This window comes from Bradyrhizobium sp. KBS0727 (assembly GCF_005937885.2).
Lineage (GTDB): Bacteria > Pseudomonadota > Alphaproteobacteria > Rhizobiales > Xanthobacteraceae > Bradyrhizobium.
On sequence record NZ_CP042176.1, the window covers coordinates 28,565 to 48,921 of the forward strand.

The 20,357-nt window shown below is 62.8% G+C and carries 20 protein-coding genes; 14 read left to right on the plus strand and 6 right to left on the minus strand.

Annotated elements, in window-relative coordinates:
- Positions 1-50: 50 nt before the first annotated feature.
- Entirely contained in the window at positions 51-1,085 is a 1,035-nt protein-coding gene (locus tag FFI89_RS00110) for an alpha/beta fold hydrolase (RefSeq protein ID WP_138831849.1), read from the plus strand.
- Between the two features lie 135 nt (positions 1,086-1,220).
- Here the strand turns inward: FFI89_RS00110 and FFI89_RS00115 are convergent, their stop codons facing one another.
- Together FFI89_RS00115 and FFI89_RS00120 are read right to left on the minus strand one after the other, a co-directional pair.
- Positions 1,221-2,717 carry an NAD-dependent succinate-semialdehyde dehydrogenase gene (locus FFI89_RS00115; protein WP_138831850.1) on the minus strand — a complete coding sequence of 499 codons (1,497 nt, stop codon included), beginning with the start codon at positions 2,715-2,717 and terminating at the stop codon, positions 1,221-1,223.
- 213 nt (positions 2,718-2,930) lie between these two features.
- Complete coding sequence (locus FFI89_RS00120; RefSeq protein ID WP_138835969.1) at positions 2,931-3,251, minus strand: hypothetical protein; 321 nt, start codon at positions 3,249-3,251, stop codon at positions 2,931-2,933.
- 354 nt (positions 3,252-3,605) lie between these two features.
- Between FFI89_RS00120 and FFI89_RS00125 the strand changes: the two genes are divergently transcribed.
- On the plus strand, positions 3,606-4,793 hold the full coding sequence (locus FFI89_RS00125; RefSeq protein ID WP_138831851.1) for a serine hydrolase: 1,188 nt from the start codon (positions 3,606-3,608) through the stop codon (positions 4,791-4,793).
- Positions 4,794-4,887: 94 nt separating this feature from the next.
- Positions 4,888-6,582 (plus strand): AMP-binding protein, encoded by a 1,695-nt coding sequence (locus FFI89_RS00130; RefSeq protein ID WP_246669341.1) that lies wholly within the window; start codon positions 4,888-4,890, stop codon positions 6,580-6,582.
- 118 nt (positions 6,583-6,700) lie between these two features.
- Here FFI89_RS00130 and FFI89_RS00135 read toward each other — a convergent pair whose 3' ends face one another.
- The 4 genes from FFI89_RS00135 to FFI89_RS00150 form a co-directional block, all read right to left on the minus strand.
- Positions 6,701-7,642, minus strand: a complete 942-nt coding sequence (locus FFI89_RS00135; protein WP_168212730.1) for a hypothetical protein — start codon at positions 7,640-7,642, stop codon at positions 6,701-6,703.
- The gene (locus tag FFI89_RS00140) at positions 7,573-8,334 is read right to left on the minus strand and encodes a hypothetical protein (RefSeq protein ID WP_138831854.1); all 762 of its coding nucleotides are present in this window, start codon (positions 8,332-8,334) and stop codon (positions 7,573-7,575) included. The genes FFI89_RS00135 and FFI89_RS00140 overlap by 70 nt, the downstream gene beginning before the upstream one ends.
- Before the next feature lie 71 nt (positions 8,335-8,405).
- Complete coding sequence (locus FFI89_RS00145; RefSeq protein ID WP_246669568.1) at positions 8,406-8,747, minus strand: hypothetical protein; 342 nt, start codon at positions 8,745-8,747, stop codon at positions 8,406-8,408.
- Positions 8,748-9,165: 418 nt separating this feature from the next.
- Complete coding sequence (locus FFI89_RS00150; protein ID WP_138831856.1) at positions 9,166-10,167, minus strand: adenosine kinase; 1,002 nt, start codon at positions 10,165-10,167, stop codon at positions 9,166-9,168.
- A 104-nt stretch (positions 10,168-10,271) separates the two neighbouring features.
- On the opposite strand from FFI89_RS00150, the gene murJ reads away from it, so the two are divergent.
- From murJ to ybeY, 11 genes are all read left to right on the plus strand, one after another.
- The gene (murJ, locus tag FFI89_RS00155; RefSeq protein WP_138831857.1) at positions 10,272-11,831 is read left to right on the plus strand and encodes a murein biosynthesis integral membrane protein MurJ; all 1,560 of its coding nucleotides are present in this window, start codon (positions 10,272-10,274) and stop codon (positions 11,829-11,831) included.
- Between the two features lie 53 nt (positions 11,832-11,884).
- The gene (gene trpS / locus FFI89_RS00160; protein WP_138831858.1) at positions 11,885-12,937 is read left to right on the plus strand and encodes a tryptophan--tRNA ligase; all 1,053 of its coding nucleotides are present in this window, start codon (positions 11,885-11,887) and stop codon (positions 12,935-12,937) included.
- A gap of 159 nt (positions 12,938-13,096) precedes the next feature.
- Positions 13,097-13,591 carry a universal stress protein gene (locus tag FFI89_RS00165; RefSeq protein WP_138831859.1) on the plus strand — a complete coding sequence of 165 codons (495 nt, stop codon included), beginning with the start codon at positions 13,097-13,099 and terminating at the stop codon, positions 13,589-13,591.
- A gap of 153 nt (positions 13,592-13,744) precedes the next feature.
- Complete coding sequence (locus tag FFI89_RS00170; protein ID WP_138831860.1) at positions 13,745-14,314, plus strand: NifU family protein; 570 nt, start codon at positions 13,745-13,747, stop codon at positions 14,312-14,314.
- A 311-nt stretch (positions 14,315-14,625) separates the two neighbouring features.
- Complete coding sequence (gene tsaB, locus FFI89_RS00175; RefSeq protein ID WP_138831861.1) at positions 14,626-15,321, plus strand: tRNA (adenosine(37)-N6)-threonylcarbamoyltransferase complex dimerization subunit type 1 TsaB; 696 nt, start codon at positions 14,626-14,628, stop codon at positions 15,319-15,321.
- On the plus strand, positions 15,321-15,818 hold the full coding sequence (gene rimI, locus FFI89_RS00180) for a ribosomal protein S18-alanine N-acetyltransferase (RefSeq protein ID WP_138831862.1): 498 nt from the start codon (positions 15,321-15,323) through the stop codon (positions 15,816-15,818). The genes tsaB and rimI overlap by 1 nt, the downstream gene beginning before the upstream one ends.
- A gap of 50 nt (positions 15,819-15,868) precedes the next feature.
- Positions 15,869-16,321, plus strand: a complete 453-nt coding sequence (locus FFI89_RS00185; RefSeq protein ID WP_138831863.1) for a Fur family transcriptional regulator — start codon at positions 15,869-15,871, stop codon at positions 16,319-16,321.
- Positions 16,322-16,367: 46 nt separating this feature from the next.
- Positions 16,368-17,081 carry an HAD family hydrolase gene (locus FFI89_RS00190; RefSeq protein ID WP_246669342.1) on the plus strand — a complete coding sequence of 238 codons (714 nt, stop codon included), beginning with the start codon at positions 16,368-16,370 and terminating at the stop codon, positions 17,079-17,081.
- 195 nt (positions 17,082-17,276) lie between these two features.
- Positions 17,277-18,695, plus strand: a complete 1,419-nt coding sequence (miaB, locus tag FFI89_RS00195) for a tRNA (N6-isopentenyl adenosine(37)-C2)-methylthiotransferase MiaB (RefSeq protein WP_138831864.1) — start codon at positions 17,277-17,279, stop codon at positions 18,693-18,695.
- A gap of 4 nt (positions 18,696-18,699) precedes the next feature.
- Positions 18,700-19,755, plus strand: a complete 1,056-nt coding sequence (locus FFI89_RS00200; protein WP_210249057.1) for a PhoH family protein — start codon at positions 18,700-18,702, stop codon at positions 19,753-19,755.
- 98 nt (positions 19,756-19,853) lie between these two features.
- Complete coding sequence (ybeY, locus tag FFI89_RS00205) at positions 19,854-20,357, plus strand: rRNA maturation RNase YbeY (RefSeq protein WP_371722313.1); 504 nt, start codon at positions 19,854-19,856, stop codon at positions 20,355-20,357.

Below are 20,357 nucleotides of genomic sequence, written 5' to 3' on the forward strand. Positions count from 1 at the left end.
GCGTAGCGACGCCGCCATGCTCTGATATCTCCTTCACGGGATTCGAGAACATGGCCGACGCCGATCTGAAGGTATTCACTATCAGCGATTTTCGCCTGCAAAGCGGCATCGTGATGCCGGAGGTGACGATCGCGTACCGGACGCTGGGTACGCTGGCGCCCGATCGCAGCAATGCCGTGTTGATCACGCACGGCAACACCTCCGGCCCGCAGATGATCGATCCCGGCGGCTCGACCGGCGAAGGCAGCTGGAACGAGATCGTCGGTCCCGGCAAGGCGGTCGACACCAACCGCTTCTTCGCGATCTGCCCCAACATGCTGGGATCGTCCTATGGCTCGACCAACGGAGCCAGCATCGACCCGCACACGGGCTCGCCTTACGGGCTTCGCTTCCCCGATATCACGGTGAGCGACATCGTCGGCACGCAGCGGCTTTTGATCGACCATCTCGGCATCCCAAAACTGTTCGCGATCGTAGGTCCGTCCTACGGCGGCTTCCAGGCGTTCCAGTGGGCGGTCAATTACCCCGAGATGATGAAAGGCATCGCGCCGGTGGTCACCTCGCCGCTGGTGCCGCGCGAACGTTCCGAGGGCAATGTCGCGCGGCTGCTCGCCACCCTGTCGAGGGACCCGAACTGGAACGGCGGCGACTACTACGATGTTGGTGGCGTGGTGGAGACCATGACGCAGATACGGATGGCGACGCTGAAGACCTACGGCATCGAGGAGCGCCTGAAAGCCACGATGTCCGATCCCGTCAAGATCGAGGCCGCGATCCGCGACGAGGCAGCGCGATGGGCCGACAGCTTCGACGCCAACTCGCTGATCATTCTGGCCAAGGCGCTGCGCGGCTTCGACGTGACGGCGCAGTTCTCGCGTATCAAGGCCAAGGTCTTGTTCGTGCTGTCACGCACCGACAGACTGTTCCCGCCCGACATCGCGCCCGGCGTGATGCAGGGATTGAATGCCGCCGGCGTCGATGCAGATTATTTCCTGCTCGACAGTGAACTCGGACATTCGGCGTCCGGCCTCGATGCGCACAAGTGGGCGCCGAGGTTGAAGGTGTTTATGGAGAGTTTGGCCTAGCTCGGCGCAATACTTACAAGCCTCGTCATGGCCGGGCTTGTCCCGGCCATCCACGTCTTCTACTCGGCGACCGAAGAAAGGTCGTGGATGCCCGGGACAAGCCCGGGCATGACGGAGAATGCGGAAACGGAAGTCCTAAATCCCCGCCATCATCACATATTTGATCTCGACATATTCTTCCATGCCGTGATGCGAGCCTTCACGGCCGAGGCCGCTTTCCTTGACGCCGCCGAACGGCGCGACTTCGGTGGTGATGAGCCCGGTGTTGACGCCGACCATGCCGGACTCCAGCGCTTCGGCGACGCGCCAGACGCGACCGAGATCGCGCGAGTAGAAATAGGACGCGAGGCCGAACGGCGAGTTGTTGCACATCGCAATCACCTCGGCCTCGTCCTTGAAGCGGAACACCGGCGCCAGCGGGCCGAAGGTTTCCTCATGCGCGACGAGTGCGTTCGGGCTGACGTTGGCGAGCACGGTCGGCTCGAAGAAGCTGCCGCCGAGCGCGTGGCGCTTGCCGCCGGTGACGATCCTGGCGCCGCCCTTGACCGCGTCAGCGATGTGCTTCTCGACCTTGTCGATCGCTTCCATGTTGATCAGCGGCCCCTGCGTCACGCCGGCCTCGGTGCCGTCGCCGATCTTCATCGCAGCGACCTTCTTCGACAGTTTGTCGACGAACTGGTCGTAGATGCCGTCCTGGGCGTAGAGACGGTTGGCGCAGACGCAGGTCTGGCCCATGTTGCGGTACTTCGAAACCATGGCGCCTTCGACCGCGGCATCGACGTCGGCATCATCGAACACCACGAACGGCGCGTTGCCGCCGAGTTCGAGGCCGAGCTTCTTCACGCCGACAGCGGACTGCTGGTACAGGATCTTGCCGACCTCGGTCGATCCGGTGAAGCCTACGAAACGTACCGCGGGATGTTCGCACAGCACCTTGCCGATCGCGGACGAATTGCCGGTCAGGATATTGAACACGCCCTTCGGCACGCCGGCCTTTTCGGCGAGCGCCACCAGCGCCAGCGCGGTCAGTGGGGTTTCGTTGGCGGGCTTGAGCACCACGGTGCAACCGGCCGCGAGCGCGGGCGAGACTTTTCGGGTGATCATCGAGCACGGGAAATTCCACGGCGTGATCGCGCCGCAGACGCCGATCGGCTGCTTGATCACGAGCAGCCGCGCATCGGCGCGCTGGGTCGGAATGGTTTCGCCGTAGACGCGCCGCGCCTCCTCGGCGAAGAACTCGACATAGGCGCCGCCGATATCGACTTCGCCGAGCGCTTCCGCCAGCGGCTTGCCCTGCTCGGAAGTCAGGATCAGCGCAAGGTCCTCGCGGTTGGCGATGATGAGGTCGAACCATTTGCGCAGGATGTTGGAGCGCTGCTTGGCCGTGAGCTTGCCCCAGGCCGGCAACGCGCGCTCGGCGGCTTCCACCGCTTGGGTGGTTTCCGCCGTGCTCATGACCGGGACCTTGGCGAGTTCGACGCCATTGACCGGATTGGTCACGGCCCTGGCCGGCGTGCCGACCCAGGCGCCGTCGATATAGCAGCGGTCACGCAGCAGCGACGGATCCTTCAGGCGGTCGTGCAGCGAAGCGGTTTTGGCGTGCGAAGCGCGTGCGGCGACGGGCGGGTTCATGGCGTTACTCCTCGGATTATCTTTGGGATTTTCTGGACATTGATCCAAATATAGGCCGAAACCGGACGCAATGCATCGGCCGCGGAAGCGGGGCTGCTTCAAGCAATTTTGAGAGCTGTCATTCCGGGGCGCTAAGCGAACCCGGAAGTTCGAGATTCCGGGTTCGATGCTGACGCATCGCCCCGGAATGACGGCGTTGCTACAGCGCGTCTATCAAGCCGCGCCGTTCATATACGCCTCGCGGCGGCCGATCATGCGTTCCGCGGCGGCCTTGGCGTCGGCCTTTGAGGAGGTCGCGCAGGTCCGGTATTCGAGATCGGGCAGTGACGAGGTTTCGCGGCGCCCGAACCAGGACTTGGAACCGACCGACAGGAGAGCCAGCGCCTGGGCCACGTTGTCGACTGCTTCAAACGAATGCAGCGCGCCGGTGGCGGCAATGCGGACTTCGAACAGCCCGGGGGTGATCGGCGCCTCGATGTTTTCGCCACGTCCGGGCCGCGGATAGCGCTTCCATTCACTCCAGGTCGAGATCATCGCGGAACCCTCGCAACGGAAAAAGTGCAACTTTTGCATCAAATCATTCTGGCGGAAAGCAATGTTTCCGCTGGAATCTGAATGTCTTAGTGTAAAAATCCGGCGCCGGAAATCGAATTGAAATCACGTTATCGTGGATAGCCGTAGGCGGTTACCGGGATGGCGATCCATCCACCGCAAATTGCGGCGCGGTGTCGGCTCTGCCGTTTTCCCCATGGCCACGACCCCGGTCCACGCCGTCGGCCCATCACGAGATCGCGACATCGCCGGCGGGGTTTTGTCTGGTTCTTGCGGGATCGGGCCGCCGGGAGGAAGATCGCGCCCGCTCCATAAAAATAAATCGGGAGGTGACCCATGCAAAGCAAAGCCCAGATCGATCAGATTCTGCGTCAGAAGTGCGAGGCCAAGGAAATTCCCGGCGTGGTCGCGATGGCTGCCACCGGCAATGAGGTGATCTATCAAGGCGCGTTCGGCAAACGCGACCTGTCGAAGGACGATCCGATGACGCTGGATAGCGTGTTCTGGATCGCCTCGATGACCAAGGCCATCACCACGGCGGCGGGCATGCAGCTCGTCGAGCAGGGCAAGCTGTCGCTCGATGAACCGATCGGCAAGGTGCTGCCGGATCTCGCGTCGCCCCAGGTGCTCGAAGGTTTCGACGCCAAGGGCGCGCCGAAACTGCGGCCGGCGAAGAGGCCGATCACGCTGCGCCACCTGATGACCCACACCGCCGGTTTCGCCTACGACATGTGGAACGGCGACATGGTGCAATATCTGGAGAAGACCGGCACGCCCGGAATCACCACCTGCCAGAACGCGGCGCTGAAGACGCCGCTGATGACCGACCCCGGCACGCGCTGGGAATACGGCACCAACATCGATTTCGTCGGCAAGGCGGTGGAAGCAGCCTCCGGCAAGCGGCTCGATGCTTACCTGCGCGACCACATCTTCACGCCGCTCGGCATGAACGACACCGCCTTCAAGATCAGCGACGCCATGCGCAAGCGGCTGGTCGGCATGCATGCGCGCGGCGAGGACGGCACGCTGGCGCCGATCCCGTTCGAGCTCGAACAGGCGCCGGAATTTCACATGGGGGGCGGCGGGCTTTACGGCACGGCCGCAGACTACATCAAGTTCACCCAGATGATCCTCAACAAGGGCCGCCGCCACGGCCACCAGTTGCTGAAGCCGGAGACGGTGGCGCTGATGGAGCAGAACAACATCGGCGATCTCACCATGGGCAAGATGACGACGGCGATCGGCTGGGCCAGCAACGACGTCGATCTCTATCCCGACATCGTCAAGAAATGGGGGCTGAGCTACCTGATCAACACGGCTAAGACCGTGGAGGGCCGCAGCGCCGGCAGCCTCGCCTGGGCCGGCCTCGCCAACACCTATTTCTGGATCGATCCGGTGCGCAACGTCGCCGGCGTGATCCTGATGCAGTTGTTGCCGTTCGCCGACAAGAAATGCCTGGAGGCCTTTGCCGGCTTCGAGCGCGGCGTCTATGCCGGCCTCGATGCCGGACAGAAGGCGGCGTAGGCGCTTCATCTTCCGAGGCGGTAGTGCGTTCCCTCCCCGCAAGGGGAGGGAACGCAGGCACCGCGACTACACCTCAACGCATGGAGAGCCCGACTTGACCGAAACCAATGGAAGCTATGTCTGCGGCGTCGCCGACGCGCCGCTGTTGGGCGACACCATCGGGCAGGCGCTGGACCGGGCCGCCCAGCGCTGGGGCGGCCGCGAGGCGCTGGTTTCGCCGAGCCATGACGTCCGCTGGACCTGGAAGGAATTTTCCGAACGCGTCGACGCGCTGGCGGCAGGCCTGCTCGCGCTCGGCCTTGAGCCGGGCGCGCGGATCGGCGTCTGGTCGCTGAACCGGCCGGAATGGACGCTGACGCAATTTGCCGCCGCGAAAGCAGGACTCATTCTCGTCACCATCAACCCGGCGTATCGCCTCAGCGAGCTCGAATTCGCGCTCGCCAAGGTCGGCTGCGCCGCGATCGTCACCGCGACCGCGTTCAAGACCTCCAACTACATGGAGATGCTGAACACGCTGCTGCCGGAACTGGCGACCTCGCAGCCCGGCGAATTGCAGGTGGCGCGGCTGCCGCAATTGCGCGCAGTGATCCAGATCGGCGGGCCGAAATGCCCGGGCACCATCGCATTCGAGGACGTCGCCGGCATGGGCGGCGCGCGGCACCGCGAGCAGCTCGCTTTGCTGGCGAAGACGCTGCAGTTCGACGATCCCGTCAACATCCAGTTCACCAGCGGCACCACCGGCTCGCCGAAGGGTGTCACGCTGACGCATCACAACATCCTCAACAACGGCTATTTCGTCGGCCGCGCAATGCGCTTGACCGAGCAGGACCGCATCTGCATTCCGGTGCCGCTGTATCACTGCTTCGGCATGGTGATGGGCAACCTCGCCGCCGTCACGCTCGGCGCCACCATGGTCTATCCCGGCGAGGGTTTTGACCCGCTGGCGACGCTGCAGGCCGTCGAGCGCGAGAAATGCACCGCGCTGTACGGCGTGCCGACCATGTTCATCGCCGAACTCGATCATCCCGAGTTCGCGCGCTTCGACCTGAAATCGCTGCGCACCGGCATCATGGCCGGCGCGCCCTGCCCGGTCGAGGTGATGAAGCGCGTCAATGCCGAGATGAACATGGGCGAAGTCACGATCGCCTATGGCATGACCGAAACCTCGCCGGTCAGCTTTCAGAGCGCTACCGACGATCCGCTGGAACGGCGCGTGTCGACGGTCGGGCGCATCCATCCGCATGTCGAGGTCAAGGTGGTCGACCTCGAGGGCCATGTGGTACCGCGCGGCGAACGCGGCGAACTCTGCACCCGCGGCTACAGCATCATGCTGGGCTACTGGGACGAAGCCGAAAAGACCGCCGACGTGCTCGACAACGAGGGGTGGATGCACACCGGCGACATCGCCATCATCGACACGCAAGGCTATTGCAACATCGTCGGCCGCATCAAGGACATGGTGATCCGCGGCGGCGAGAACCTCTATCCGCGCGAGATCGAGGAATTCCTCTATCGGCATCCCAAGATCCAGGACGTGCAGATCTTTGGCGTCGCCGACGACCGCTACGGCGAGGAGCTCTGCGCCTGGATCCGGATCCGCGCCGGCGAGACGCTGACATCAGACGAGGTCCGCGCCTTCTGTCAGGGCCAGATCGCCCACAACAAGATTCCCCGTTACGTCGAATTCGTCGACGAATTCCCGATGACCGTCACCGGCAAGATCCAGAAGTTTTTGATGCGCGACGCGGTGGAGTCGCGGCTCGGGCTGAAGGCGGCGAAGACGGCGTGAGGAAAGCTCAAGGCGCTCGTGACGCAAGCAGTCTATGCAAGTCTTTTTCTTTTCAGAACACTCTTGGGTCAAAGGCCCCGCGGCCCAAATATGGCGGCGGCAGGGCACTAATTTCAGCCTACTGTTCGGAGACAGCCTTACATGCTGCATAGGCCTTCCCACAAGTGCGCCAGAGGCTTGGCTGTATTTGGCAAATCATCTCGATATCCCATATTAACCTCTCAGCTGATTTTTTTTCGAGCGACTCGAAAGCAATTTCCGTGAGCCAATCACCGACAAACCTGCACCACGCTCCGAGTTCCTCATGAGAGGCAGCAGCGACCATACAAATTCGGAATATGTCTTGGACGCTGATTGCAACGTCGCTACGTCGTCTCAGAACGCGTGCAAGATTCCGAACTTGATCCGCCAGGTCGGCGCTGCGCGTCACACTCGCGACGGTAGCAAGCCCGGCTAGCAATGCAATGGTTTGATCTTGCGGACTATCGCCTTGCCGCAACTGGTACTTGACACGTTGCAACGCTTTCGTTGTCAACGATACGAGTTCAGGCCCGATTCGAAATACCAATACAGAGTTAACTAGACCGGCGAACGAATTGACTTTCAGAATTTCGGCGGAGAGGTCTGCCTCAACCGCACGCTTGAACTCCTCTGGTATTTCCATCAGAGATTCCACTGCTCCTTCTAATGGACCCGGAAAGCAGTAATATGGAAAGGTCAACAGCTTTTGAATTCCATATGCTCCGTCGCCAAGGACAAGAGCACGGAGTTCGTTCGACCGTATCTTTTGCTCGTTAGCCTTTGCCGCTGCAGAAATGCGTCCCAAAAACTCTGCCTTCAACTGGTTTACGTCGACGGCGTCCGGAAGCCATCTCGGTTCACGTCGAAGATCAACAAGAGTCTGCATATAGAAATTGACCCCGGCGCGCCGGCGCGCGGAATCCGAGAATTCTGCGATCTCAAGCGGAACTTGTGCGAGATGGCACTCGATCAACGAAGCCTGCGCAATTGACGCGAGCCGCCGCCAAAATGGCGGATAGGGTCGCGCAATTTCAGCCAAAGAACACGATCGCTCGTTAACTGCGCCACTTGCTCACAGCCAAGCGCAGAAGCGACAGGTATTACACGTTCATAAAGCGTCTGAGCAGATCTGCGCTGCTCCATTGAATCCGCATCGTCCGCAAGCGGAAAGAGAGACTCAAGCGGGATCTGTTGAAGCACCATAGCTTTCAGCTCGCCTGGGATAACCTTGGCCAGCCGCGCATTCGCCGCGACGTGCAAAAGTACGGGCGCTTGATCGAAGTCGCTGTCATCCAGAAGCTTCGCAAAGTTGAATGCGTCGTCCCAGCAGTCGGCCTCAAAACACTTTTGTATCAGATAGAATTTTCCATCCGGATCAAGACTTGAAATGTCGAGTCCGGCCTGCCGGAACCATGTCAGCGCTACATTAGGTGCCCCGGCGCGACTTATGATGATGAAACTAGCAGATCGACTTGCAGGAGTTCCTATGCCTTGAAGGTCCGACAGCGCTGCCGACTTGTCATTTCGAGACGTCCTAAATGCCTTGGCGATCCTGATTTCATCACAATCGCCCAAGCGAAGGGCGGCGTCGATCGCAACCTCATAAAGGCCATTTTCAGACTCAATTTCGGAAAACCGCCCGCACCAAGCGAGCGCAATCATTTTGACCCTGGTCGACGCGTTCACCAATTCGCCGGAGGTTAGCGCTTCGTAAAGTTGGCGTGCGCCCACAATAAGCCTATATCCAGAAAAAAAACGTCCTTTGCGTAACTCCCAGAGTCGCTTCTCGACCTCAGCATCAATTACTGCGTTTCCGCTCGCTTGGCCAAAAATCCTACACGACGCACCCTTTGCGACAAGCTAGCAACAGCTTGGTCTTGCGGGCCTTTGGTTTGAGCAACTCGCAGAATTTGCTTTGCGACCAGCCCGCCAAAACTGTAGCCGATAAATGAGATTTCACCGGTTCTGAGTCGTGGCTCAGCTTTGAGCAACGCAAGAATGTTTTCCGCTCGATCGACGATGGGCATCGACCAACCGCTCCAAAGAGTACGTGCCGCGGGATACTCAACTGCCCAGATTGACACATGAGGCAGGTCATCATGTAACCAGACTGGCCAAAGCTCCGCCGAGCATCCGGAAGACATCCACGTCCCCGGTCCCCCGCCGAGCCCATGCAGAAACAGCACGTGGTGCTGCGCCTCCTCGTCGGCATACAGTAGTCTGAGCTTTGCCAATTTCCCCCCGAGCGCTGGTCACGGCGACTCAAGCCACACGCCATTCGCGTCTTATCGCTGAGGTCGCTTTGCCTCCCTAAGAACCAAGCACGCATGCTGACTCGTTGGCGGGAAATACCCCAGCTAGTTGCGGAGAGATTATCGCAATATTTTGTTGAGGACTCTCCGGTTCGAGCGGCCCGCTTCCCTATCCCCAAGTTCCCTTACCGCTTGGCTCGCGGCTACCGCGATTTGGGCCGGTATCGGGAACTAGGCGCCGAAGTAATCGCCGTTATATTCTTCGAGTCGCAAAAGTTCTTTATGCTACGTGCCGGTTAGGGACAATGCCTCACACCGGCAGTCCAGCCTGCTGCGCCAATTCCTTCAGCGACGCCTGCGGCCGCGCGCCGATGTGCTGGATGACTTCGGCGGCCGCCAGTGCGCCGAGCCGCCCGGCGTTTTCATGGCCGGCGTTGCGGACCAGGCCGAACAGGAATCCGGCGGCGAACAGGTCGCCGGCGCCGGTGGTGTCGACCAGCTTTTGAATCGGGGACGCCGGCACCGCGACCACGCCGTCCTTTGAAGCCACCACGCAGCCCTTTTCGCTGCGGGTGACGACGCCGAGCTTGGTGTCGGCGCGCAGTTGCTTCAGCGCGGTGTCGAAATCCGAGGTCTGGTACAGCGAATGCAATTCGGCCTCGTTGGCGAACACCAGGTCGACGGTGCCCTTGCGCATCAAATCGAGAAACTCGTCGCGATAGCGATCGACGCAGAACGAATCCGACAAGGTCAACGCCACCTGTCGGCCGGCGCCGTGCGCGATGCCAGCCGCCTTGACGAAGGCATCCTTGGCGCTCTTGGGATCCCAGAGATAACCTTCGAGATAGACGATGTGCGACGCTGCGATCTGCGCCGCGTCGATATCATCGGGCGTCAGCTCCTGCGCCGCGCCGAGATAGGTGTTCATGGTGCGCTCGCCGTCCGGCGTCACCAGGATGTAGGAGCAGCCGGTGGCGGGACCGCCGGAGGCCGCCTGGGTCTCGAACGCGACGCCGGCGGCGCGGATGTCGTGGGTATAAAGGCCGCCGATCTGGTCGGCCTTGACCTTGCCGACATAGGCGGTGCGGGCGCCGAGGCTGGCGATGCCGACAATGGTGTTGGCGGCCGACCCGCCGGACATCTCGGTCGCCGGTCCCATGTCCTTGTAGATGGCGGCGGCGCGCGCCTCGTCGATCAGCGCCATGCCGCCCTTGGTCATGCCGTGGCGGCCGAGAAATCCTTCGTCGGTCTGCACCAGCACGTCGAAAATCGCATTGCCGATCCCGAGAACGTCGTATTTTGCGTCAGTCATCATCCGTCCTGTTTACGGCAATGTGGGCAAGAAAGCCGGGAGAAGGCTGCGGCCTACCAGATCGGCCCCGCGCCAGCAAGCAAAGCTGCTGCTATAGAACCCGGATGATCCGCTCTTTCTTAACGGTATCGACGGGAACGCTGGCCTCGCGGCTGCTTGGGTTCGCGCGCGATTCCATCATCGCGGCGCTGCTCGGCGCCGGTCCGGTCGCGGACGCGTTCCTGGCGGCCTTTCAACTTGTCAACGTCGCCAGACGGCTGTTGACCGAAGGCGGCCTCAACGCGGCGCTGGTGCCGGCCTGGCTGCGCGTCCGCGAATCCGGCGGCGCCGTGGCCGCCGCGGCCTTCGCCGGCCGTGTGCTCGGCACCATCACGGCCGCCTTGATCGCCGCTACCGCGTTGCTCGCGTTGTTGATGCCGTTCGTCCTCACCGTGCTGGCGCCGGGATTCCTCGGCCGCGAGACCTTGCAGCTCGCCGTCGACGATGCCCGCCTGATGCTGCCGTATCTCGCTTTCGCCGGCCCGGTGACCGTGCTGATGGCGTTGCTGAACGCGCAGGGCCGCTTCGCGTTGACGGCGTTCTCGCCGCTGTTGTTCAACATCGCGCTGATATCAGTGATGGCGGTGCTTCTGCTCCGGCAGCAGGATGCCACGAATGCCGCGCAGATCATCGCCGCGACCGTCGGCATCGCCGGCCTGCTGCAGCTGTCGATGCTGGTCCTGCGCCGTGGCAACACCATCGCCATGCCGTTGCGCGTTTCGTTCGATGCGGAAATTCGCAGCTTTCTCGCCAAGGCGATCCCCGGCATGGTCGCCTCCAGCGCGCCGCAGCTGTTGATGATCGCAGGCGTCATCATCGCCTCGACCTCGCCGTCGGCGGTCTCCTGGCTTTATTTTGCCAACCGGCTGATCGAACTGCCGCTCGGCATCGTCGGTGTTGCCATGGGCACGGTGCTGATTCCGGAATTGACGCGCGCGGTGCGCGGCGACGACCGTGCGGCTGTCGCTTACACGGAATCGCGCGGGCTCGAGCTCGCGGTCGGGCTCGCTCTGCCGGCGATGCTCGGCTTGATGGTGCTGAGCGAACCTGTGGTGCGGCTGTTGTTCGAACACGGCGCCTTCACCGCGGCGGATGCCACAGCGACCGCGCAGACGCTGACACGGCTGGCGCTGGCGCTGCCCGCCCATGTGCTGGTCAAGGCGCTGTCGCCGGCGTTCTTCGCGCGCGAGGACACGCTGACGCCGTTGCTGGCGACGCTCAAGGGCGTCGCGCTCGCGCTCGCTTTGGCTGTCCTGCTCGGTCACTTCTTCGGCGTCGGCGGCATCGCTGCCGCCATCGCGCTGGGCGCCTGGAGCACCGCATTGACCTTGATCCGCAGGGGCGCCGAGACGTTCGGATTTTCGATCGATCCCGATGCGCGCCGGAGGCTGCCGCGCATGGTCGCGGCGGCGCTGGCGATGGGTGCTCTGCTGTGGCTGATGGCGAGGTTGGTGCTGCCGCCGGCGGCCGCCGCGCATGGCCTCGCCCAGGCCGCCGTTCTCGCGATCTTGATCGTTGGCGGCATGGCGATTTACGGCCTGTTTCTGCGGCTTTTCGGCATCACCGGCTGGCGCGACGCGGTTAGCGCGCTCCGGCGAACCAGGCCCGGCGACTTGCGCGAATAGGGTTCGCGTGGCAAACGACGCGCCACAGCGGCACACCTTCTGGAAAGCTAACCATGGCCATGGTTGAACGGGTTTTTTCGGGCGTCCAGCCGACGGGCAATCTGCATCTCGGCAATTACCTCGGCGCGATCGTCAATTTCGTCAAACTGCAACAGACTCATAATTGCATCTATTGCGTGGTCGACATGCATGCGATCACGCAAGGCGTGGATGTCTGGGGCGGGCCGGCCGAACTGGCGCGCAATACCCGCGAAGTGACCGCGGCCTTCATTGCCTCCGGCATCGATCCGAAGAAGCACATCGTGTTCAACCAGAGCCAGGTCTCCGGCCATGCCGAGCTGGCGTGGATCTTCAATTGCGTGGCGCGGATGGGCTGGCTCAACCGCATGACGCAGTTCAAGGACAAGGCCGGCAAGGATCGCGAGGCGGCGTCGGTCGGACTTTACGACTATCCGGTGCTGATGGCTGCCGACATTCTGGTCTATCGCGCCACCCATGTGCCGGTCGGCGAGGACCAGAAGCAGCATCTGGAGCTGTCGCGCGACATCGCGCAGAAGTTCAACAACGACTTCGGCGACTCGATCCGCGGCCATGGCTTCAATGACGGACTGTTCTTTCCGCTGCCGGAGCCCGTGATCACCGGACCGGCGACGCGGGTGATGAGCCTGCGCGACGGCACCAAGAAGATGTCGAAGTCGGATGCGTCGGATAATTCGCGGATCAATTTGACCGACGACGCCGACACCATCGCGGCGAAGATCCGCAAGGCGAAGACCGATCCGGAACCGTTGCCGTCGGAAGAAAAGGGACTGGAAGCCCGCCCCGAGGCCGATAACCTCGTCGGCATCTATGCGGCGCTGTCCGGGCGCAGCAAGGCCGACGTGCTCGGGGAATTCGGCGGCGGACAGTTTTCCAGCTTCAAAAACGCGCTGGTGGAACTTTGCGTCGAAAAGCTCGCGCCGATCGCGTCCGAGATGAAACGGCTGGTCGCCGATCCCGGCCATGTCGATTCGATCCTGATCGACGGCGCCGAGCGCGCAGAGGCGATCGCGCAGGAAACCATGAACGCGGCCAAGGACATCGTCGGCTTCATCCGCCGGCGCTAATCCGATCGCAACGCGGCAATTGACGACGACGCGATCGCGAATTCGCGACGCTGCGATCGCAAAGTTGCGACGCGGCGATCGCAAAGTTGCGACGCTGGCTTGTCGAAAGCGGTTGCGCCGTGGCAGCATGCGTCGGTTTGGCGCAGCACCGGGACATGCATGACCACCCAGCGACGAAGCTACGAGGCGGGCCACCAGCCAAAATGTCTTGTTATCGTTGACGACACCGCGGAGTGGGACCGCGCGGTCTACTACGCCAGCCGCTGGGCGATCCGGGTCGGCGGCGGGGTGGTGATGCTGCGCGTCATCGAAATCGAGGACCAGAACCAGCAGTGGCTGGGCGTGGCCGACCTGATGCGCGCCGAGGCCGAGGATGCCGCCAATGAAGCGCTCGACCGCGCCGCCGGCCGCGCCAATGGCATTGCCGCGATCACGCCGGAACGGGTGATTCGCGAGGGCGATCCAACCGAACAGATCCTCGACGTGATCGACAAGGACGTCGACATTACGATGCTGGTGCTGGCGGCCAATCCCGGCGCCGAGGGCCCCGGCCCGCTGGTCACCCAGATGGCCGAGGCGGCCGGTTCCTTTCCGATCCCGGTCACCATTGTATCCGGCAATCTCAGCGACGCGGATATCGACGCGCTTTCGTAATATGCCGCTAGTTTGAGGCGTTTTCCGCGTCCGAACCCGACAAATGCAGGCCTGTGACGGCTGTCCTGCGCCCCTTGACCGTGCGTTGGCCGTCGCCATCTGCTACAGGGACACCACGCGCCGGCCTTGAACCGGCGACGCCGGAGAAAGCCAATGTTCATCCAGACCGAAGCGACCCCCAATCCCGCCACCCTGAAATTCATTCCGGGCCGCGCCGTGCTCGACACCGGCACGATGGAATTCGCCAACCGTGAAGCCGCCGCACGCTCGCCGCTCGCCGAAAGACTGTTCGCCGTGTCAGGCGTCACCAGCGTGTTTTACGGATCCGATTTCGTCACCGTGACCAAGGACGACAGCGACTGGCAGCACCTGAAGCCCGCGATCCTTGGCGCCATCATGGAACACTATATGTCCGGTGCGCCGCTGCTGGCGGACGGCACGGTCGGCAACGACGAAGCGCTCGACCAGGAAGACGAGTTCTACGACGAGGCCGACGCCGAGACGGTCGAGACCATCAAGGACCTGATCGAGACCCGCGTGCGCCCCGCGGTCGCCAATGACGGCGGCGACATCACCTTCCGCGGCTTCAAGGACGGGATCGTCTATCTCAACATGAAGGGTTCCTGCGCCGGCTGCCCGTCATCGACGGCCACCCTGCAGCACGGTATCCAGAACCTGCTGAGGCATTTCGTGCCTGACGTGGTTGAAGTCCGGCCGGTGTGACGACACGCGTCATTCCGGGGCGATGCGTTTGCATCGGACCCGGAATCTCGAGATTCTCAGATGTGCAATTGCACATCATAGTTCGTCGCTTCGCGACGCCCCGGAATGACTCCTGAGCCTACGCGCCCGACCGATGCTGGCGGCTTCGGCGGCAGGGCGCTGCCTGATGCCGCTGATGGATTGGATCTGCCTCTAATAATTAATGAACAATATCAAATACTTATGCCAAAAGAGGTTGCGAGATACCGCTAACCTCCGGAAAAACGGTTGCGCCGGTTCCACGCCGCGTGAAAACGCGATAGGTGAAGGCGATGCTGATCCTCGCCATCGATACCGCGCTTGATGCCTGCGCCGCGGCCGTGCTCGACACCGATGCGAACAGGATTCTCGCGCACGAGTCGCTGCCAATGAAGCGCGGCCATGCTGAAGCCCTGATGCCGCTGATCGCGCGCGTGATGAAAGCCTCCGGTGTGGCATTCGATGCGCTGGATCGCATCGCGGCGACGACCGGTCCCGGCAGCTTTACCGGATTGCGCGTCGGCCTCTCCGCCGCACGCGGCATTGCCCTCGCGGCCAACAAGCCGGTGGTCGGATTGACGACGCTGACGGCCTACGCCGCGCCCGTCGTCAGCGAGAATGGCGAGCATCCGATCATCTCCGCGATCGATGCACGGCACGACCACGTGTATTTCCAGGTGGTGAGCGGCGACGGCGGTTCGCTGATCAAGCCGAAAGTGGCGCCGATATCAGAGGCGCTCGAGGCGTCGCGCTTCGGCGCACCGCATCTGGTCGGCAATGCCGCGCAGATTCTCGCCGACCGCTGGCCGAAGGACGCGCCGCCGCCGTTCCAGGTCGATCTGCTTCCGGCGCCCGACATCGGCTGGGTGGCATGGCTCGGCGCCGCCGTCAGTCCCGAGACCGCGCCGGCCCGCCCCTATTACCTGCGCGCGCCCGACGCCAAGCCGCCAAAGGATCCGCTGCTCAACCCTGCGCCACCGGCATCCTGATGGCAGGCCTGCTTCAATCCTGGTTCGTGAGATGGCGGGGCGGGGGCACCGCGTTGGTCGAACCGGCCGGCGCGCGCGACGCCGCGCGGCTGGCGCAACTGCATGGCGCGTCGTTTCATCGCGGCTGGGGCGAAGGCGAATTCGAAACCATGCTGACCGAGCGCAATACGCTGGTCGATCGGCTGAGACAGGGACGCAACATCATCGGCTTTGCGGTATCGCGCATCGCGGCCGACGAAGCCGAGATATTGTCGATCGCGATCGACGCGAAGGAGCGCGGCCGCGGCCTGTCGCGCAATCTTCTGATGATTCATTTGGGCCATCTCGCCGGCCGCGGCGTGCGCACGATATTTCTCGAAGTCGAGGAAAATAACCAGCCGGCGCGACGACTGTATGAATGGGCCGGATTCGGCGTCGTTGGACGCCGGGAACGCTATTATCAGCAGCCCGGCGGGGAGCAATTGAATGCACTTCTGATGCGGCGCGACTTGTCGTAATATGCCCGCGGTGGCACAACGCCGCGACCTGCTCTCCAAGGCCCGAGATCATGCCCGTCCTTAAATCCCCGCCAGCGCACAAGAATAATACCGGCATCGAGGCGCGTTGCGCCGCCACCGGCATGCGCATGACCGAGCAGCGCCGCGTCATCGCGCGCGTGCTCGCGGATTCCGTCGACCATCCCGACGTCGAGGAACTCTACCGGCGGTGCGCCGCGGTCGACGACAAGATCTCGATCTCGACCGTGTACCGCACCGTCAAGCTGTTCGAAGATGCCGGGATTATCGAGCGGCACGATTTCCGCGAGGGCCGCGCGCGCTACGAGCAGATGCCGGAGAGCCACCACGATCACCTGATCAACCTGCGCGACGGCAAGGTGATCGAATTCACCTCCGAGGAAATCGAGAAACTGCAGGCCGAGATCGCCCGCAAGCTCGGCTACAAGCTGGTCGACCACCGGCTGGAGCTCTATTGCGTCCCGCTCGACGACGACAAAAGCTGAGCGTGTGCCTCGATAGCGTTTTCAAGCGAAGTGGGAACTGGTTCGCGTGAAGAAAACGCGTCAAAATAAAATCTTGAACGCGAACATCGATCTCGTCATTTTCGACTGCGACGGCGTGCTGGTCGACAGCGAAGTGATTTCCTGCCGCGCGCATGCCGAGACCCTGACACGTCACGGCTATCCGATCACACCGGAACAGGTGTTCGACCGTTTCCTCGGGCAGTCGATGCGGAAGGCCACGCTCGAAATTGAAGCCGAAATCGGCCGCCGCCTGCCGGATGATTTCCATACCCAGGTGTACGCCGAGATTTTCCGATTGTTCGCGGCCTCGCTGCAAGCCACACCCCACATCGACGCGGCGCTCGCCGCGATTGCGGTCCCCGTGTGCGTCGCCTCAAGTGGCCCGCCCGAGAAGATCAGCACCAGCCTCAATCACGTCGGACTGTACGACCGGTTCGCGCCCCACATTTTCTCCGCCGTGCAGGTAAGCAACGGCAAGCCGGCCCCGGACCTCTTCCTGTTCGCCGCCGAACAAATGCAGGCGTCCCCCGCCCGATGCCTCGTGATCGAGGACAGCGTGGCTGGCGTTGTTGCGGGCTGTGCTGCCGGGATGACCGTGTTCGGTTTTCATGGCGGCAGCCATTGCCGGCCAGACACCGCCGACGTGCTGCGCGCCGCCGGCGCCGCGGTGATCTTCGACGATATGCGGCAATTGCCCGGGTTGATCGCCAAGATGGGGGCGACGGTCGTCGCGAATTGAGTGTCATTCCGGGGCGATGCGTCAGCATCGAACCTCAGGAGTGCAATTGCACCCCCGGGGAATCTCGAGATTCCGGGTTCGACGCTGGCGCATCGCCCCGGAATGACGGCCTTATCCGCTGGATTTCCGCCCCTTTAGCCTATATTTGACCCCTGACGCCGCATTGGCGCCCTTCCAGCCCATTATCCAGGTTCCATGAAGCCGCCGCGCAAGCTGCATATCAAGTCATATGGCTGCCAGATGAACGTCTACGATGCACAGCGCATGGTGGACACGCTGGCCCCGGAAGGCTTTGTCGAGACCGCGTCGGCTGAGGATGCCGATCTGGTGATCCTCAACACCTGCCATATCCGCGAGAAGGCTTCCGAGAAGGTCTACTCCGAACTCGGGCGGCTGCGGGTCGCCAAGGACGAGGCCGCGCGCCAGGGTCGCGAGATGCGCATTGCGGTGGCCGGCTGCGTCGCGCAGGCCGAAGGCGAGGAGATCATCCGTCGCGCGCCCGCCGTCGACGTCGTGGTCGGCCCGCAGAGCTATCATCATCTGCCGCAGCTATTGGCGCGCGCCGAAAGTCATGGCCGCGCGCTGGAAACCGAATTTCCGGTCGAGGACAAGTTCGGCTTCCTTCCTGCGCCAAAGCCCGCGGCGATCCGCGCCCGCGGCATCTCATCGTTCGTGACCGTGCAGGAAGGCTGCGACAAGTTCTGCACCTTCTGCGTGGTGCCTTATACGCGCGGCGCGGAAGTTTCGCGCCCGGTGACGAAGATCATCGACGACGTAATACGGCTCGCCGACAACGGCGTGCGCGAAATCACGCTGATCGGGCAGAACGTCAACGCCTATCACGGCGAAGGCCCCGACGGGCGAACCTGGCCGCTCGGCCGGCTGTTGCATAAGCTTGCCGAAATCGATGGCATCGTACGCCTGCGCTATTCCACCAGCCATCCCCGCGACGTCGATGATTCGCTGATCGCGGCGCATCGCGATCTCGCAGCCCTGATGCCGTTCGTGCACCTGCCGGTACAATCCGGTTCCGACCGGATCCTGGCCGCCATGAACCGCAAGCATACCGCCGATGATTATCGCCGCGTCATCGACCGTTTTCGCGACGCCCGCCAAGATATTGCGTTTTCATCGGATTTTATCGTGGGCTTCCCCGGCGAAAGCGAAGAAGAATTTGCCGCGACCCTCGCGCTTGTCATGCAAATCGGATACGCTGGCGCTTATTCGTTCAAATATTCGCCACGGCCCGGCACGCCGGCGGCGGACATGCGGGAGACGGTGTCAGCGGCAGAGATGGACGAGCGATTGGTGCGGCTCCAGGAATTGATCGACAGTCAGCAATCGGCCTTCAACCGGGCCATGATTGGCAACACCGTCGATGTGCTGTTCGAGCGCGCGGCGCGCAATCCCGGCCAGATCGTCGGCCGCACCGCTTACCTGCAGCCCGCGCATGTGTTTGCCTCGTCCGACATCATCGGACAGGTGCTGCCGGTGAAGATCGCAAGCCTGGAGCGCTACAGCCTGCTCGGCGAACTCGCCGGCCCTTCCGCGCCGCCGTCATCATCTCCACTTTCGCCAATGGCCGATTCCTTTCAATTAACTCGGGGAGCCTGAACCCTTGCCAAAAAGCGCATCGGATTCACCTTCGCTCGCTCCCAGCCGCAAATTTGACCGCGACATGCAAAACCCGCCCGAAACCCAGGTCGTCATCGACCTCGACGACAATCGCGCCGCTTCCGCCCTGGTCGGTCCCTACGGACAGAATCTCGCGCTGGTCGAACGCCGGCTCGGCGTCGTGGTCGATTCCCGCGGCAACCACATCACCATCGCCGGATCGCGCGACGGCTGCGACGCCGCGCGGCGCGTGCTGGAGACGCTCTACGGGCAGGCCACAAAGGGCCAGGATCTGGCGCAGGGCGACGTCGAAGGCGCCATCCGTGCGGTGATCGCGCAGGGTTCGTTGTTCGAATTCGACGCCAAGACCGCCAAGAGCCAGTTCGAGACCATCAACCTGCGCAAGCGCCCGGTGCGCGCGCGCACCGCCGCGCAGGATTCCTACATCCGCGCGCTGAAGCGCCACGAGCTGGTATTCGGCGTCGGCCCGGCCGGCACCGGCAAGACCTGGCTTGCGGTGGCGCACGCCGCCCAACTGTTCGAACGCAAGGAAGTCGACAAAATCATCCTGTCGCGGCCCGCGGTCGAGGCCGGCGAGCGGCTCGGCTTCCTGCCCGGCGACCTCAGAGAAAAGGTCGATCCCTATCTTCGACCGATCTATGACGCGCTGTACGACCTGATGGATTCACGGATCGTGGAGCGGGCGCTGCAGGCCGGCGAAATCGAGATCGCGCCGCTCGCCTTCATGCGCGGCCGCACGCTGACCAATGCCGCCATCATCCTCGACGAGGCGCAGAACACCACGTCGATGCAGATGAAGATGTTTTTGACCCGGCTCGGCGAGAACAGCCGCATGATCATCACCGGCGATCCCTCGCAGGTCGACCTGCCGCCCGGCCAGACCTCGGGATTGGCCGAGGCCGCCAGATTGCTCGACGGCGTCGAGGGCATCTCGCAGGTGAAATTCACGGCCGAGGACGTCATCCGCCATGAACTGGTGGCGCGAATTGTCGCCGCCTACGAGGGATTGCCGCAAAAGCCGGCAACCGGCCGATCTTGATCGAACCATCTTCGCTCCCGGACCTGCCTCAGGTGGTTCCGGGCCGCACCTTGAACGCTGGAATGCAAAACCCAACTACGCAATTGTCTGGAACGCTCGTGTCGTCCGCCCTTCCGCTCACTGAAGTTCTCGTCGTCGCCGATTGCTGGCAGACCGAGCCCGACGCCGAGGCGGTGATCCATCGCGCCATCGAGGCCGCGGCCGAATTCGCCGACGCCGATGTCGGCGAGGCCGAGCTCGCAGTCATGCTGACCGACGATTCCGGGATTCGCACGCTCAACAGTAACTGGCGCGGCATCGACAAGCCCACCAACGTGCTGTCGTTTCCGGCGCTGCAGGCCCCCGCCGGCGCGCCTTCCGACGCGCCGCGCATGCTCGGCGATATCGCCATCGCCTTTGAGACCACGCGCAAGGAGGCCGACGAGGAACAGAAGCCGTTCGATCATCACCTCAGCCATCTAGCGGTTCACGGCTTCCTGCACCTGATCGGATACGATCACGAGAATGACGACGACGCCGAAGCGATGGAAAGTCTCGAACGTGAAATCCTCGCACAACTCGGCATTCCCGATCCTTATGCGGACCGGGAACGGATGAACTGA

What these genes read in the sequence shown, in the direction of transcription:
- trpS (WP_138831858.1), top strand. Translation starts at nt 11,885, where the DNA reads ATGGCCATGGTTGAACGGGTTTTTTCGGGCGTCCAGCCGACGGGCAAT.
- FFI89_RS00110 (WP_138831849.1), top strand. Translation starts at nt 51, where the DNA reads ATGGCCGACGCCGATCTGAAGGTATTCACTATCAGCGATTTTCGCCTG.
- FFI89_RS00120 (WP_138835969.1), bottom strand. Translation starts at nt 3,251, where the DNA reads ATGATCTCGACCTGGAGTGAATGGAAGCGCTATCCGCGGCCCGGACGT.
- miaB (WP_138831864.1), top strand. Translation starts at nt 17,277, where the DNA reads ATGAAGCCGCCGCGCAAGCTGCATATCAAGTCATATGGCTGCCAGATG.
- FFI89_RS00115 (WP_138831850.1), bottom strand. Translation starts at nt 2,717, where the DNA reads ATGAACCCGCCCGTCGCCGCACGCGCTTCGCACGCCAAAACCGCTTCG.
- FFI89_RS00125 (WP_138831851.1), top strand. Translation starts at nt 3,606, where the DNA reads ATGCAAAGCAAAGCCCAGATCGATCAGATTCTGCGTCAGAAGTGCGAG.
- FFI89_RS00170 (WP_138831860.1), top strand. Translation starts at nt 13,745, where the DNA reads ATGTTCATCCAGACCGAAGCGACCCCCAATCCCGCCACCCTGAAATTC.
- FFI89_RS00185 (WP_138831863.1), top strand. Translation starts at nt 15,869, where the DNA reads ATGCCCGTCCTTAAATCCCCGCCAGCGCACAAGAATAATACCGGCATC.
- FFI89_RS00165 (WP_138831859.1), top strand. Translation starts at nt 13,097, where the DNA reads ATGACCACCCAGCGACGAAGCTACGAGGCGGGCCACCAGCCAAAATGT.
- rimI (WP_138831862.1), top strand. Translation starts at nt 15,321, where the DNA reads ATGGCAGGCCTGCTTCAATCCTGGTTCGTGAGATGGCGGGGCGGGGGC.
- tsaB (WP_138831861.1), top strand. Translation starts at nt 14,626, where the DNA reads ATGCTGATCCTCGCCATCGATACCGCGCTTGATGCCTGCGCCGCGGCC.
- FFI89_RS00145 (WP_246669568.1), bottom strand. Translation starts at nt 8,747, where the DNA reads ATGTCTTCCGGATGCTCGGCGGAGCTTTGGCCAGTCTGGTTACATGAT.
- murJ (WP_138831857.1), top strand. Translation starts at nt 10,272, where the DNA reads ATGATCCGCTCTTTCTTAACGGTATCGACGGGAACGCTGGCCTCGCGG.
- FFI89_RS00150 (WP_138831856.1), bottom strand. Translation starts at nt 10,167, where the DNA reads ATGACTGACGCAAAATACGACGTTCTCGGGATCGGCAATGCGATTTTC.